Raw genomic sequence first — 13,844 nt, 5'->3', positions numbered from 1 at the left:
ATATCCATTAAATTTTCAGATATATCTAATAGTCAATCTAATACACATGTTACCCCTGCTTCACATCGCTGGCCCCATCGCCAGCATCACGCTGAACCGCCCCAAAGTCGCCAACAAACTCACGCCGGACGACCTGCCTGTCCTGATTCGTCACTTTGAAGCGGTCAACCAGGCGCCCGAGGTGCGGGTGCTGGTCCTGCAATCGCAGGGAAAACATTTTTGCAGCGGCTATGATATATCAGAGGTCGGCCAAAGCCAAAACAAGGGCAGCGCCTTTGGCGACATGGTGGATGCGCTGGAGGCCTGCCGGGCCGTCACCATCGCCGCCATCCACGGCGGCATTTATGGCGGTGCCACCGACATGGCCCTGGCCTGCGACTTCCGGGTCGGCGGTCAAACCGCGGAGATGTTCATGCCGGCCGCCCGCCTGGGCCTGCATTTTTACGAAAGCGGGCTGACACGTTACGTGACCCGCCTGGGCCTGGACACCGCCAAACGCCTGTTCCTGACCGCCGAAAAACTCAACGCCGCGGCCATGCGCGACTGCGGCTTCCTCACCCAGCTGGTGGACGGCCCCTCGCCCGAAGCGGCAGTGCAAGACCTCAGCCAGACCCTGGCCGCCATGGCGCCTATCGCTCTGCTGGGCATGAAGAAACATCTGAACCTGATTGCCCGGGGCCAAACGGACCCGGACGCGATCGCCCGCGAGGTGCAACGCAGCATCGCCTCGGACGACCTGCGCGAAGGTGGCCTGGCCTGGCGCGAAAAACGGGCACCGCTGTTCCACGGCCGATAAAGCCGGCCGCCGACCCGCATCCACAGCCTTGGGCGCGGGCTCTCAAAAAAACCTAGGAGACAAAACATGAAAAAAATTCGATCCACGCTGGGCCTGGCCCTGCTCGCCCTGTGCACCGGGGCCCTGGCGCAGGGCTACCCGGCCAAACCCATCACCCTGGTCGTGGGTTTTCCACCCGGCGGCGGCGCCGACACCGTGGCCCGCCTGGTAAGCGACAAGATGGGCCGCATCCTGGGCCAGCCCATCATCATCGACAACCGCGCCGGCGCGGGCACCACCATAGGCTCCGACCTGGTGGCCAAAGCGCCCGCCGACGGCTACACGCTGCTCTTGGGCAGTGCCAACCTGTATGGCTCGGACCAGTTGCTGTACAAAAGTGTCAAATACGATGGCGCCCGCAGTTTCACGCCGATTTCGCGCTGGTCGTCCGCGCCCCTGCTGCTGGCCGTCAACAAGGATTTCGACGCCCAGTCGGTCAACGATGTGATCCGGCTGGCACGCCAGAACCCGGGGAAACTCACCTATGCCTCGTCCGGCAGCGGCGTGATCACACACATGGCCGGCCTGTCCTTCACACAAGCCACCGGCATCGACATGTTGCATGTCCCCTTCAAGGGCGGCGCGCCCGCCATCCAGGCGGTGGCCGCCGGCGACGTGCAAATGACCTTCGGCACACCGCCTTCCATCCTTCCGCTGGTGCAAGCCGGCAAGCTGCGTATTCTGGCGGCCACCACGGCGCAACGCTCGGCGCTGTTTCCCAACTCGCCAGGCATGGCGGACGCCGGTGTGAAGGGTTACGACTTCACCTTCTGGTTCGGGCTGTTCGGCCCGGCCGGCTTGCCCGCAGACGTCAGCAAGAAGCTGTTTGATGCCAGCGTCGAAGCGCTGAAGGACCCCGAGGTCAAGGCCAGGCTGGAAAAGTCCGGCAATGAAGCGGCGCCATCGGCCTCGATCGAGGCCTTCCGCGAGTGGGCTCTGGCCGAGGGGCGTATCTCCAAGGGACTGACGCAGCAATCCGGAGCCTCCCTGCAATGACCCATCACTCCGCCGTGCCCACCGACGCCCCGCTGAGCGGCATCACCATCGTGGACCTGACACGGGTGCTTGCCGGTCCTTTCTGCACCCAGATGCTGGCCGACCTCGGTGCCCGCGTCATCAAGGTCGAGCAACCCGGCCAGGGTGACGACGCGCGCCAGATCGGGCCCTTTGTGGATGGGCAATCGGCTTATTTCATGTCAGTGAACCGCAACAAGGAATCGATTGCGCTGGACCTGAAAGCGCCGGCCGACCGCCAGGTTTTTGAAGCGCTGCTGGAAGGCGCCGATGTGCTGGTGGAGAACTTTCGCCCCGGCACCATGGAGAAACTCGGCTACGACTGGGAGATGTTGCACCGTCGCTACCCGCGCCTGGTGTTCACCTCGGTCTCGGGTTTTGGCCAGACCGGCCCCTACCGCACCTTACCGGCCTACGACATGGTGGTGCAGGCCATGAGCGGCATCATGAGTGTCACGGGCGCACCCGACGGCGTACCGGCGCGTGTGGGCGTGTCCATCGGCGACATGGGCGCTGGCCTGTATGCCGTCATCGGCACGCAGTCCGCCCTGCTGAAACGCGAACGTTCCGGCCTGGGCGAACGCGTCGACGTGGCCATGCTGGACTGCCAGGTGGCGCTGCTGGAGAACCCCATTGCACGTTACAGCGCCAGCGGCCAGGTGCCGGGGCCCATCGGTTCACGCCATCCGTCCATGACGCCCTTCGATGTGTTCAAGGCCGCCGATGGCTGGTTTGTCATCGCCGCCGGCAGCGACGCGGTGTTCCAGCGCCTGTGCCCCTTGCTGGAGCTGCCGGCCTTGCTGGAGGACCCGCGTTTTGCCAGCAATGCCGCACGTTGCGAACACCATCAGGCGCTGAAGACACTGCTGGAGGCCCGCCTGGCCAGCGCGTCACGCGCGCACTGGTGCGACCTGCTGACCCGCAACGGCATCCCCACCGGGGAATACAACACCGTGCCGGAGATCATGGCCCACCCGCAAGTCAAGGCGCGCGGCATGTTGACCTCGGTGTCCACCGCTGACGGAACAATACTCACGGTGGCGGGCAACCCGGTGCGTGTCGGCAGCCATGGCGCCACGGTGCGCAGCCAGCCGCCGCTGCTGGACCAGGACCGGGCCGCCATCCTGGCGGAGCTGGGCAACCGTTAAAGCAGCCCGTCCTGGCTCAGGGCCGGGCCACCATGTGCAGAATCAGATCGACACGGTTGCCCTTGCCTTGTGTGAGCACCGGGTAAAGCTTGTCGTTGATAAACAGCAGTTTGCCGCCCAGCTCGATACGTGCGGCCACGGCATAACGCGCGCGCGGGTCGATTTTTGCGGGGTCCACGATCAACTCGAAAGGCAGCGGTACCTGGCTGCGTGTCGTGAAACGTTGCTCGGCCAGGATGTCGGCCTTGGCGTCCATGCGCGAAACATCACGCAGTTGCACAATCACCTCGCTATCGGGCGGCAGCGCGATACGCTGCAGATAAGAAATCGTGCCGCTCACGCGCAAGCCGGTGGATGCGGCGGGCGTGGCCGGCGTTGTGGCCGGCGGCGAAGAGGCCGGGCCCGTGGCACAAGCCGTCAGTAAACCGAACACACCCAGCGCGGCCATGGTCATCAGTCGTCGTTTCATAGCGCTCTCTTGTTCAGGTAGTTTTCCGAAAACTGAACATACCATGCCAGGCAGGCCGGATTGGCCATGGCATCGCGGTTGACGACCTTCTCCAGCGGCTGGCCCAACAACAACTTCTTGATCGGTAACTCCTGCTTTTTACCCGACAGGGTGCGCGGGATGTCGGCCACCTGGAAAATCGCATTGGGCACAAACCGCGGCGACAAGGCGGTCTTGATGGCGTTGTTCAGTTTGACCGTCATGGCATCGTCCAGCGTCACGCCATCGCGCAAGACCACAAACAGCGGCATGTAACTGTCCTTGCCCAGATACTCCAGATCAACGACCAGCGAGTCGATCACCTCGGGCAAGGCCTCGACCGCGCTGTACAACTCGCTGGTGCCCATGCGCAGGCCGTGGCGGTTGATGGTGGCGTCGGAACGGCCGTAAATAATGCAGCCGCCGGCCGGTGTGATCTTCAACCAGTCGCCGTGGCGCCAGACATTCGGGTACATGTCGAAATAACTGGAGAGGTAACGCGCATTGCCGGTGTCGCCCCAGAAATACAGCGGCATGGATGGAATCGGCTGGCTGCAGACCAGTTCACCCACTTCGCCGATGACGGGCTGGCCGGCTTCGTTCCAGGCCTCGACGGCGCAGCCGAGCAAGCGGCATTGCATCTCGCCGGGGACTTGTGGCAGCTCGCGGTTGCCGCCTATAAACGCACCTGCGAAATCTGTACCTCCCGAAATATTGCACCACCAGATGTCCGGTGTGCCGACCTTTTCAAACTGCGCCGTGCCCCAACGCTGCGACTCTTCCGACAAAGGTGAACCGGTGGTGCCCAGCGCACGCACTTGCGTCAGGTCGCCACAACTCGATAGATCAATACCGGCCTTCATGCAGTTGGCAAAAAAGGCCGCGCCGGCACCGAAAAATGTCGCACCGACCTGGGCGCCAAAACGCCACAAGGTGGTCCAGTCCGGCTGCTCCTTGCTGCCGCCCGGGTTGCCATCGTAAATACAGCAAGTCGTGCCGTTGAGCAGGCCGCTCATCTGCGCGTTCCACATGACCCAGCCGGTGGAGCTGTACCAGTGAAAACGTTCGCCCCAGGAGTTGGCCGCGTAGCTGCAGCCGATGTCGTTGTGCAGCGTTTTCAGCGCCAGCGCCACGATGACGGTGCCGCCGTGGCCATGAACAATCGGTTTGGGCAGGCCGGTGGTGCCACTCGAATAAACAATCCACAAGGGATGGTCAAACGGCAGCCACATCGGCTCAAAGGCCTGCGTTTGTGCATCATTTCGTGCCGTAGCCCTTTCAAACAGGGCGCAACCAGCTATTGAATTGCTAGCATTTAAGTTGTTGTGAAGAATCACATGTTGCACGCTGGGCAAGGCCGCGCGCAACTCGGCCAGCACGGCAGTCCGGTCCACATCGCGCCCGCCATAACTCACGCCGTCGCAGGCAATCAGCACCTTGGGTTCAATCTGCTTGAAGCGGTCCAGCACGGCGTTCGTGCCCATGTCGGGCGCACAAATACTCCAGACGCCGCCTATGCTGACCACCGCCAGAAACGCCACCATGGCCTCGGGAATATTCGGCAGATAGGCGGCGACACGGTCACCCGGCAACACGCCTTGCGCCTGCAGGTGCAGCGCCAGCGACGCGACCTGGCGGCGCAGTTCCGGCCAGCTCAGCTCGCGCGCCGGCTCGCCGCCGGCCAGGCTTTTTTCGTTGTGACTGATCAGGGCCGGAAAACCGGCGGCATGGGCTGGGTCCACATGCCGGAACACCTGCTGCGCGTAGTTGAACTGCGCGCCGGGAAACCAGCGTGCGCCCGGCATGCGCCTGTCGGCCAGCACGGCGCTGTGTGGCGTCGGTGACTGCAGCTCAAAGTAGTCCCAGACACTTTGCCAGAAGGCGTCCAGATCGGTGACCGACCAGCGCCACAAGGCATCGTAGGAATCGAATTCCAGACTACGGGAGTCTCGCAACCAGTTGCGGTAAAGCGCGATTTGGGGGATGTAGGGAACTGTCATGCAGGAAAGATAACAGCTCACAGTCCACGGCGCCGTCACACTGGCGTCGCGGTAGCACGGCACAAACCGCTCCGCCGGGTGGACGGGTGTTCAAGCAACCCGGTTCGCCAGGGTTTCGTTGGCCGCCCACCGCGCCAGGTTGTCAGCAAATACCTGCGCGACACGCCGAAAGTGCCCGTCGGAGTGGCCGGCCGCATGCGGCGTAACAATGACATGGGGCAGATCCCACAGCGGTGAATCCGCGCTGAGGGGCTCATGGGCAAAGACATCCAGGAAGGCCCCCGCCAGCCGCCCGTTGCGCAAGGCCTCGATCAGGTCCGGCTCGTTCACCACCTCACCGCGGGCGACATTGACGAGATGCGCGCCTGATGGCAGCAAATCCAGTGCGCCGCGGCCTATCAGTTCGCGGGTGATCAGAGTCAACGGACAGGCCAGGATCAGCCAGTCCGCCAGCGGCAGGACTTCGTTCAGCGCATCGAAGCCCACAACCCTGTGAACACCCTGCACAGGGCGCGCGCTGTTGCGTACGACGATGGTGCGCAGCCCCAGGACGTCCAACAGCCGCCCCACATACTGGCCGATCGGGCCCCAGCCCACCACGACGGCGGTCTGCCCGTCGAGGTCGCGCGGCAGCTCGGTGCCAATCAGCGGCGCCCAGGTGTGGCTGCGCTGGGCAGCCATCAGCTGCGGAAAGCGCCGCGCCAACGCAAGCAGGCCCGCAATCGCCGTCTGCGCCACGACCTGCGCGTTGGTTCCCGAGGAGGTGGTGACAGCCACGCCGCGTTCCCGCAGTTCGGCGAACACGGGCCGGTCCGCTCCCGCGGAATGGATGTGCACCCACTGCAGGCTGGGCGCGCTGCGCAAGGCGTCATAACAGGCTTGCAGCGAAGGGCTCAGCACATGTTTGGTGGAGCGCCCGGTCACATCGCGTGAGATGAAGGCGATGTCCACGTCCCCGGACGGCTGCGTGCCCATCGCATCTATCGAGACCAGACGAAATGGCCGCGGACCGAGGGCCTTGGCAATGCGCTCCTCCAGGCACGCGCGCGCCTGGTCAGACAAAAGGATTCTCAAAGGCGTCGGCATGGCTTTCCTGGTCTACGGTCGCACCCGACTCGCGCACGACGACCCGCCAGCAGGTCGTTCAAGACGTTCGGGCGTGGGCGAGTTTGCATGGTTGTCTCCTTTGTCACGAATAACGAACCGGCAGGCGCACGGGTTCAGGTCCGGTAACTCGGGTCCAGGCGATCGAGCTTGCGCAGCAGCGCCGGCCACTCCATCAAGCCATAGGGACGGCGCGTGCCCGGCTGGTAGTTGCTCCAGGTCTCTTCAAGCACCGGCTGAGGCACCGATCTCAGAGGCACATTGCAAGCCATGGCCGCGAGCTGGGCGCGGCAGGCCAACTCCAGGCGGTGCATCCAGTTAAAGGCTTCGCCGTTGCTGCGGCCGACGGTCAGCACGCCGTGGTTGCGCAGGATCAGCGCTTCGCCGTCGCCGAGATCGCGCACCAGCGAGACCTGTTCGTCCAGGTTGAGCACCACGCCCTGGTAGTCGTGGTAGCCGATCTTGAGGAAACGCATGCCGGTCTGCGTGATGGGCAGCAAGCCGCCCTCGAGCGCCGACACCGCCATCGAGGCCCAGCTGTGGGTGTGGATCACACAACCGACCTCGGGCCGCGCCGCGTGCACCGCGCTGTGGATCACGTAGCCGGCCTTGTTGATGCCATAGTCCAGCGCGCCGAAGTTTGGCCTGGACAGGATCTTGCAGTCGTGGTCCACCTTGATCAGGCTGGACGCCGTGATCTCCTCGTACATCAGGCCGTAGGCGTTGATGAGAAAGGCGCCGTCCTCGCCGGGCACGCGCGAGGAGATGTGGTTGGCCATCATGTCCGACATGCCGTAGAGGGAGATCAACCGGTAGCACGCGGCCAGGTCGATCCGCGCCTGCCACTCGGCTTCGGAGCAATGCGCTTTCATCGAGGGAATCTGCAGTACGCCGGTGGGATTCACGGTTGTTGCTTTGGGATCGATGCTTTTCGGGTGGCAAGAGGATCTGCGCCCTACCGCAGGTCCTCGCAGCCGCGGCTCTTGAGCAGCGCGTCGACCCAGCTGCGGTCGACCGTGCCTGCGAGGATTTGCGCCATGGTCGTGTCCTCTTTGGCGCGATGCCTGGCGGCCAGCTCCAGCAGCAGTTCGGCCTCAGCCAGCGGCACGGCGACCACGCCGTCCTCGTCGCCGACCACGATGTCACCGGGCTGCACCAGCATGCCGTCGATCGCGATCGACACGTTGATCTCGCCAGGCCCGTCTTTATAGGGGCCGCGGTGGGTCGCGCCGGCGGCATAGACCGGGTAACTGTCCGCGCCTATCGTTGCCAGGTCGCGGATCGCGCCGTTGATGACCAACCCGGCCACGCCCCGCTTTTGCGCATGGCGCATCATCAGTTCACCGATGATGGCCTGGGTGAGGTCGCCGCCCGCATCGACCACGATCACGTCGCGCGGCTGGGCCATGTCAATGGCCTTGTGCACCATCAGGTTGTCGCCCGGGCGCACCTTGACCGTTAGCGCGTTGCCGACGAGGTGGCCGCCCTTGTGCATGGGCCGCAGCCGCGGGCCACCCGCCACGAGGCGGCTCATGTTGTCGCTCAGGTGGGCCGCGATCACGCCGGCAAAGCGGTCCAGCAGCGCATCGGGTGCGCGCTGTGCAGCAGGAAGAATTCGAAATCCGATGCTCATGGTTTTTCCTTTTTTGAATGGTGGGTCAACGCAAGGCCTCGCAGGCCAGGCGCAGGCGGCGGCAGCCTTCCTCAAGCTGTGCGACGGAGGTCGCGAACGAGATACGGAAGAAAGGCGAGACGCCATAGGCGTCGCCTTGCAGCACGGCGAGGTTCTGCGCTTCCAGCAAATAAAGCACGAAGTCCTCGTCGCTGCGCAGCACTTTGCCCTCGGGCGTGGTCTTTCCGATCACGCCCGCGCACGAAGGGAACGCATAGAAAGCGCCCTCCGGAGAATGGCAGACAATGCCCGGCATGCGATTGAGCTCCGCGACCACCAGGTCGCGGCGACTCTGGAAAATGCGGGTCCGCTCGGCGATGAACTCCTGCGGACCGGAGAGCGCCTCCAGTGCCGCGGCCTGGCTGATGGACGAAGCATTGGAGGTGCTCTGCGACTGCAGCTTGACCATGGCCTTAATCAGCGCCGCCGGCGCGCCGCCGTAGCCGATGCGCCAGCCGGTCATGGCGTAGGCCTTGGACACGCCGTTGATCGTCAGTGTGCGTTCCTTGAGCGCCGGCTCGACCTCGGCAATGGTCGCGAAGCGCCGGCCGTCGTAGAGGATGTGCTCATAGATGTCGTCCGTCATGATCCAGACATGCGGATGGCGAAGCAGCACCTCGGCCAGCGCTTTCAGCTCTTCGTGCGAGTAGGCCGCGCCGCTGGGGTTGTTGGGGGCGTTCAGCACCAGCCAGCGGGTGCGGGGCGTGATCGCGCGCTCCAGGTCCGCCGGCCGCATCTTGAAGCCATTGTCCGGCGGACAGGCCACAAACACCGGCTTGCCGTCAGCCAGCAGCACGATGTCGGGATAGGACACCCAGTAGGGAGTCGGCACGATCACCTCGTCCCCGGTCTCCACCGTGCACATCAGCGCATTGAAGATGATCTGCTTGCCGCCCGTGCCGACAATGAGTTCGCTGGCCGCATAGTCCAGGCCGTTGTCGCGGCGGAACTTGGCCTGGATCGCGGCCTTGAGCTCGGGCGTGCCGCCGACGTCGGTGTACTTGGTCTTGGATGCCGTCATCGCTTGCATAACCGCCACGCAGACGTTGGGCGGCGTGTCGAAGTCCGGCTCGCCTGAGGTCAGGCCGATGATGTCGCGGCCCGTGGCGCGCAGTTCGCGTGCACGCTGGCCCGCCATGGAACTCGGGGAGGGTTTGATCCGGTTGAGACGGTCGGCAATAAAACGCATGGAAAAGTCTTTCTTGAAAGGGTTCAGGCCAGCTTGCGGTGCTTGCGCAAATAGGGAACAAGGCCGCCGGCCTCCAGCATGGCCCGCATGAAGTCGGAAACAGGCTCGCAGGCGATGCTGCTTGCAGGCTCGGCGCCGACGCTTACATCGGGCCGGGCACCGTCCAGGCGCAAGGCCAGGGGTGCGCCTTCGGCGATGCCGCTTGTGTCGGCCACCACCAGCAGCAATCCGTTGTTGATCGCGTTGCGCCAGTAGGTCCGCGAGAAGCTCTTTGCCACCACCGCACGAATGCCGGCGCCAAGCACAACGGTCACCGCAACCTCCATGGCCGAGCCGCAGCCAAAGTTGCTGCCGGCGACCAGGATGTCGCCCTCGGACACACTGGCGGCAAACCCGGGGTCCAGGTCTTCCAGCAGGAAGCCTCTCAGCACGGAGGGATCCAGGCTTTCCTTCTTGCGGCGCGAGGAAATGATGTAGTCGGTATTGATGTCGTTGCCCAGCACCCTGGCACGCCCCCGGATGGCACGGTCGCTCATGCTGCCGCACCACCCAGGCTGCCGCGCACCGCGGCGCCTGCGCAGGCTTTCGGCGAGGCCAGGTAAATATGTGCCTGGCTGTTGCCCATGCGACCCTTGAAGTTGCGGTTGGCAGTCGAGACGACGCGCGCGCCATCTTCCGGAATGCTGCCGCAGGTTCCGCAGCAGGCGCCGCAGCCGGGCGCTTGAACCTCGGCGCCCAGCGCTTCGAAGGCCGACAACATGCCGCTGCTTTGCAGTTCGGCACGCACTTCTTCGGAGGCCGGGGTCACGATCAGGCGCACACCGGCTGCCACTCCCCCCCCTTCGCGCAACACCTCCAGGGCTTCGCGGTAGTCCTTGGTGCGGCCTCCGGTGCAGGTACCGAGGTAGACCATGTCGATTGCCGTGGCAGGCACCTCCAGCAGGTCCACCACCTGGTCGACGCGGTGCGGCAAGGCCACCTGCGGCACCACCTCAGCCAGGTCGAGCACCAGGGTCTTCGCATACTGGGCATCCGCATCGGCGTGGACCGGGGTGTACGGCCGCCCGGCGCGGCCTTCGAGGTAAGCCTGGGTTGTCGCGTCAAACGGAAACAGGCCGGCCTTGGCGCCCATTTCCACAGACATGTTGGCCAGCACGATGCGGTCGTCCATGTCGAGCGTGGCCACACCCGGGCCGTCGAATTCCAGCGCCAGGTAGCTGGCGCCGTCCGCGCCCAGCCTGCGCGCAAGCGTCAGGGCCACATCCTTGGCCGATGCCTGGCCGCGCAGGGCGCCGAGCAAGGTGATCTTCAGGGATGCCGGCACCTTCAGCCAGAGCTGGTTGCATTGCAGTATTCCGGCCAGATCGGACGAGCCGATGCCCGTTCCAAACGCGTTCAGGGCACCGTAGGACACGGCGTGCGAGTCTGCGCCGGCAATCAGCAAACCCGGCAGCACCCGGCCGCATTCCAGCATGCGCTGGTGGCCAATGCCCTCTCCGACCTCGAACACCCGGATGGCATGGGCATGGGCATAGCGGCGGGCTCGCTCCTGCAACTGCAAGGCACGCGCACCGGAAGACGGCCCGTAATGGTCGAGGGCAAAGGCCAGCCGATCCGGGCGGGCCGGGGCAGGCAGGCCGCCGTCGTCCTGCATGTCCTGAAAGTAGTCCAGCGCCATCGGAATCGACCCGTCAGTGCCCATGGCGCCATCGACCTCGCACACCGCGACCGCCCCGGCGTGCAGGTCGCGGCCTGCGGCACGCGAAAGCAGCTTTTCGGCCATTGTCTTGCCGCGTATGTTCATGGCAGGGATGCTTTGTTCTGCATGGCTCGGCATGGGCTGAAAAATCAGTTGACGGTGATGTTGGCGCTCTTGACCAGCTTGCCCCATTTGTCGCTTTCGGTGCGAATGTGGCGGGCAAAGGCTTCGGGCGGGCCGCCCACGGGGTCGACGCCCAACGCGGCCAGCCTGCGCTTGATCTCATCGCTTTTCAGAATGCGGTCAATGGCCTGGTTGAGCTTGGCAATCACCGGCTTGGGTGTTGCCGTCGGCGCGACGATGCCGCTCCAGGACAGGGATTCGTAGCCTTTGATCCCGGCTTCGTCCACGGTGGGTACCTCTGGCAGATTGGACAGGCGCTTGCTGCTGGTCACGGCCAGGGCGCGTAACTTGCCTTGCTGGATAAAGCCGATGGACGACGGCGCGTTGTCGAACAACATGGTCACCTGGCCCGCGACCACGTCGGTCAAGGCCTGGGCACTGCCGCGGTACGGCACGTGCAGGATGTCGATCCCGGCCATCGCCTTGAACAGTTCGCCCGACAGGTGGGTGGAACTGCCCGCGCCCGACGAAGCGAAACTCAGGGAACCGGGCTTGCCCTTGGCCAGCGCGACGAGTTCGGCGACCGAACGCACCGGCACCTCGGTTGGCACGACCAGGATGTTGGTGATCAGCGAGGTATAGCTGACCGGGGCGAAGTCCCTGAGCGCGTCGTAGCTCATGTTCTTGTACAGATAGCCGTTGATCGAGAGAACACCGGTGGTTCCCATGAGCAGGGTGTAGCCGTCGGCCGGCGCTTTCGCAACCGCGTCGGCACCAATATTTCCGCCGGCGCCCCCCCGGTTGTCGATGACAAAGGGCTGCTTGAATTCGGCGGTCAGTTTGTCCGCCAGCAGGCGTGCCACCACGTCGGTCGAACCGCCCGCGGCAAACGGCACGACGATGCGTACCGGCTTGTTCGGGTAGCCATCGTCCTGGGCATGCGTGGTGGTCGCAGCGGATAACAGTGTCAGGCAGGCGAGAAGTGTGGCGCTTGCGCGCGTCAAGACCTTCATGGGGGTTGCTCCTTTTTATCGAAAAACGGTGTCTCCAAGCGCTTGGCAGCGCGTCACTTGCCTGTGACAAAAAAAATTTTAGGCGGGCCCTTTGATCGTGACAAACAAATTAAAGTACTTGATTATTCTGATTTGACGAAAAATACAAGCATGCGACACCATGTTTCGCTTAAGCACCTGCGCTGCTTTCTCGCCGTGGCGGAGACCGGTTCGTTCACCATCGCCGCTTCGCGCCTGTTCCTCACGCAGTCCGCATTGACGGCAACCATCCAGCAGTTCGAAGAGGCCATCGGGCTGCGAATGTTCGACCGCACAACACGCCGCGTGGCCATGACGGAGGCCGCCGAACGCTTCAGGCCGGAAGCAGAAAAAGTGGTGAACACCTTCGACAGCGCCATCGGCGACCTGATGGCACTCGCTCAGGGCGAGCGAGGCCACATCCGCATCGGCGCGGCGGCATCCGTGATCTATCAGTTCCTGGTGCACGCCATCCCGAAGTTTCGTGACAGTTATCCCAATATCACCATTTCCCTGCGCGACCCTGCGGCGCAGCAGGTGGAGCGGCTGGTGGTCGAAGGCGAGGTGGACTTCGCCATCGACAGCAAGCACCAGGGCTACGACGGCCTGGATTACACGCCCCTCGTGGCCGACCGCTACGGCCTGGTGTGTCACCGGGCTTCGCCGTTGGCCCGGAATGATCGCCCATTGCGTTGGGCCGACCTGCTGCCGGATCAATACGTGGCGTTTAGCGCCGATACAGGCATCGGCCAGTTCCTGCGCAGTCACGCTGCACACTGGCCGGTTCTGGGAGGCATGCACGATGAGGTCGCGAGCACTACGTCGTTGTTCGCCGTCCTCAGCTTGGGCAATCGCTATTCGATTCTGCCTGCCCTGGCGCTGAAGGGCCGGGAGTTCCCGGAACTCGTATTCCGCGAGTTGCACGACCCACCCCTGTCTCGCGAAATTTGCCTGATCACGCGTCGGCTACGCTCGCTCTCACCCAGCGCACAACGCCTGCTGGATATTCTTTTGGCAGATATCCGGATGCAGGTGTTACCACCAGGCGTTTCGCTGATGGCCCAGTCGCCGCCGGCGACCTAAAAAAGAAAAGGATTGGGCAGCATGTTTGAAATTTCGCACGATCATGCTGATATTCGCGCCATGGACGCTAAAACCCAAAAAAGCGAATTTCCCCGTGCCGGACTGGAGGCGATCACCCCGCACACAGTTGCCGACCGGCTGGGTTTGTCCAAGCGCTGTGTTTTTCGCGCATAGGTTCGCGCGAGGGCATTTGGATGCCACAGTTTGAGCCCACCGCGGTCAGCCAGCGCATTCACCCGCCGACGCTGGTGGTGGTGTAGACCTCCACGACAGCATCAACCGCTTTGCCGACTGCGAGGCCATCCTCGGTGCGCGTCTACTGGCCACGCAGGACGTTGACTCCGTCGCTTCCTCAACGACACGGTGCTTTTGCAAGACATCGCAGCGCTTCCGGCCTGCGCCGCGACCCACCTTTTTTCCTCTTGTGCCGGGCCAACATTGCCCCTAGCATTGCGGCAC

14 protein-coding genes are annotated in these 13,844 nt (G+C 63.9%); 5 read left to right on the top strand and 9 right to left on the bottom strand.

Annotation, left to right across the window (positions count from 1 at the left end):
- Window positions 1–46 precede the first annotated feature (46 nt).
- From ACHMXK_RS22420 to ACHMXK_RS22410, 3 genes are all read left to right on the top strand, one after another.
- Window positions 47–796, top strand: a complete 750-nt coding sequence (locus ACHMXK_RS22420; RefSeq protein ID WP_397442903.1) for an enoyl-CoA hydratase/isomerase family protein — start codon at window positions 47–49, stop codon at window positions 794–796.
- Between the two features lie 66 nt (window positions 797–862).
- The gene (locus tag ACHMXK_RS22415) at window positions 863–1,831 is read left to right on the top strand and encodes a Bug family tripartite tricarboxylate transporter substrate binding protein (protein WP_397442901.1); all 969 of its coding nucleotides are present in this window, start codon (window positions 863–865) and stop codon (window positions 1,829–1,831) included.
- On the top strand, window positions 1,828–2,997 hold the full coding sequence (locus tag ACHMXK_RS22410; protein ID WP_397442900.1) for a CaiB/BaiF CoA transferase family protein: 1,170 nt from the start codon (window positions 1,828–1,830) through the stop codon (window positions 2,995–2,997). The genes ACHMXK_RS22415 and ACHMXK_RS22410 overlap by 4 nt, the downstream gene beginning before the upstream one ends.
- Window positions 2,998–3,013: 16 nt before the next feature.
- Here the strand turns inward: ACHMXK_RS22410 and ACHMXK_RS22405 are convergent, their stop codons facing one another.
- The 9 genes from ACHMXK_RS22405 to ACHMXK_RS22365 form a co-directional block, all read right to left on the bottom strand.
- Entirely contained in the window at window positions 3,014–3,466 is a 453-nt protein-coding gene (locus ACHMXK_RS22405; RefSeq protein WP_397442899.1) for a YbaY family lipoprotein, read from the bottom strand.
- Window positions 3,463–5,484, bottom strand: coding sequence for an acetoacetate--CoA ligase (locus ACHMXK_RS22400; protein ID WP_397442898.1), 2,022 nt, complete (start codon window positions 5,482–5,484; stop codon window positions 3,463–3,465). The genes ACHMXK_RS22405 and ACHMXK_RS22400 overlap by 4 nt, the downstream gene beginning before the upstream one ends.
- Window positions 5,485–5,574: 90 nt before the next feature.
- Window positions 5,575–6,570, bottom strand: a complete 996-nt coding sequence (locus tag ACHMXK_RS22395; RefSeq protein ID WP_397442897.1) for a D-2-hydroxyacid dehydrogenase — start codon at window positions 6,568–6,570, stop codon at window positions 5,575–5,577.
- Between the two features lie 134 nt (window positions 6,571–6,704).
- Window positions 6,705–7,460 (bottom strand): class II aldolase/adducin family protein, encoded by a 756-nt coding sequence (locus ACHMXK_RS22390; protein ID WP_397443110.1) that lies wholly within the window; start codon window positions 7,458–7,460, stop codon window positions 6,705–6,707.
- Between the two features lie 83 nt (window positions 7,461–7,543).
- Complete coding sequence (locus ACHMXK_RS22385; protein WP_397442896.1) at window positions 7,544–8,221, bottom strand: RraA family protein; 678 nt, start codon at window positions 8,219–8,221, stop codon at window positions 7,544–7,546.
- A 25-nt stretch (window positions 8,222–8,246) separates the two neighbouring features.
- Window positions 8,247–9,449: an aminotransferase class I/II-fold pyridoxal phosphate-dependent enzyme gene (locus tag ACHMXK_RS22380; protein ID WP_397442895.1), complete on the bottom strand. Its 1,203-nt coding sequence runs from the start codon at window positions 9,447–9,449 to the stop codon at window positions 8,247–8,249.
- 23 nt (window positions 9,450–9,472) lie between these two features.
- Window positions 9,473–9,985: an alpha-IPM isomerase gene (locus ACHMXK_RS22375; protein WP_397442894.1), complete on the bottom strand. Its 513-nt coding sequence runs from the start codon at window positions 9,983–9,985 to the stop codon at window positions 9,473–9,475.
- Window positions 9,982–11,286 (bottom strand): aconitase/3-isopropylmalate dehydratase large subunit family protein, encoded by a 1,305-nt coding sequence (locus ACHMXK_RS22370; protein WP_397442893.1) that lies wholly within the window; start codon window positions 11,284–11,286, stop codon window positions 9,982–9,984. Before ACHMXK_RS22370 ends, ACHMXK_RS22375 begins: the two co-directional genes overlap by 4 nt.
- An 11-nt stretch (window positions 11,287–11,297) precedes the next feature.
- Complete coding sequence (locus ACHMXK_RS22365) at window positions 11,298–12,284, bottom strand: Bug family tripartite tricarboxylate transporter substrate binding protein (RefSeq protein WP_397442892.1); 987 nt, start codon at window positions 12,282–12,284, stop codon at window positions 11,298–11,300.
- A gap of 63 nt (window positions 12,285–12,347) precedes the next feature.
- On the opposite strand from ACHMXK_RS22365, the gene ACHMXK_RS22360 reads away from it, so the two are divergent.
- Together ACHMXK_RS22360 and ACHMXK_RS22355 are read left to right on the top strand one after the other, a co-directional pair.
- Window positions 12,348–13,385: a LysR family transcriptional regulator gene (locus ACHMXK_RS22360; RefSeq protein WP_397443109.1), complete on the top strand. Its 1,038-nt coding sequence runs from the start codon at window positions 12,348–12,350 to the stop codon at window positions 13,383–13,385.
- A gap of 21 nt (window positions 13,386–13,406) precedes the next feature.
- Window positions 13,407–13,559, top strand: coding sequence for a hypothetical protein (locus ACHMXK_RS22355; protein WP_397442891.1), 153 nt, complete (start codon window positions 13,407–13,409; stop codon window positions 13,557–13,559).
- The last annotated feature ends 285 nt before the right edge of the window (window positions 13,560–13,844 follow it).

The sequence above is a fragment of the Polaromonas sp. UC242_47 genome (genome assembly GCF_044452385.1).
GTDB lineage: Bacteria > Pseudomonadota > Gammaproteobacteria > Burkholderiales > Burkholderiaceae_C > Polaromonas.
This window is presented reverse-complemented; position numbering and strand designations above follow the sequence as displayed.

Bases quoted from the DNA above. Each gene is read 5' to 3' on its own strand.
- ACHMXK_RS22365 (WP_397442892.1), bottom strand. From the start codon at position 12,284: ATGAAGGTCTTGACGCGCGCAAGCGCCACACTTCTCGCCTGCCTGACA.
- ACHMXK_RS22420 (WP_397442903.1), top strand. From the start codon at position 47: ATGTTACCCCTGCTTCACATCGCTGGCCCCATCGCCAGCATCACGCTG.
- ACHMXK_RS22405 (WP_397442899.1), bottom strand. From the start codon at position 3,466: ATGAAACGACGACTGATGACCATGGCCGCGCTGGGTGTGTTCGGTTTA.
- ACHMXK_RS22385 (WP_397442896.1), bottom strand. From the start codon at position 8,221: ATGAGCATCGGATTTCGAATTCTTCCTGCTGCACAGCGCGCACCCGAT.
- ACHMXK_RS22395 (WP_397442897.1), bottom strand. From the start codon at position 6,570: ATGCCGACGCCTTTGAGAATCCTTTTGTCTGACCAGGCGCGCGCGTGC.
- ACHMXK_RS22415 (WP_397442901.1), top strand. From the start codon at position 863: ATGAAAAAAATTCGATCCACGCTGGGCCTGGCCCTGCTCGCCCTGTGC.
- ACHMXK_RS22355 (WP_397442891.1), top strand. From the start codon at position 13,407: ATGTTTGAAATTTCGCACGATCATGCTGATATTCGCGCCATGGACGCT.
- ACHMXK_RS22370 (WP_397442893.1), bottom strand. From the start codon at position 11,286: ATGCCGAGCCATGCAGAACAAAGCATCCCTGCCATGAACATACGCGGC.
- ACHMXK_RS22380 (WP_397442895.1), bottom strand. From the start codon at position 9,449: ATGCGTTTTATTGCCGACCGTCTCAACCGGATCAAACCCTCCCCGAGT.
- ACHMXK_RS22410 (WP_397442900.1), top strand. From the start codon at position 1,828: ATGACCCATCACTCCGCCGTGCCCACCGACGCCCCGCTGAGCGGCATC.
- ACHMXK_RS22390 (WP_397443110.1), bottom strand. From the start codon at position 7,460: ATGAAAGCGCATTGCTCCGAAGCCGAGTGGCAGGCGCGGATCGACCTG.
- ACHMXK_RS22375 (WP_397442894.1), bottom strand. From the start codon at position 9,985: ATGAGCGACCGTGCCATCCGGGGGCGTGCCAGGGTGCTGGGCAACGAC.
- ACHMXK_RS22400 (WP_397442898.1), bottom strand. From the start codon at position 5,484: ATGACAGTTCCCTACATCCCCCAAATCGCGCTTTACCGCAACTGGTTG.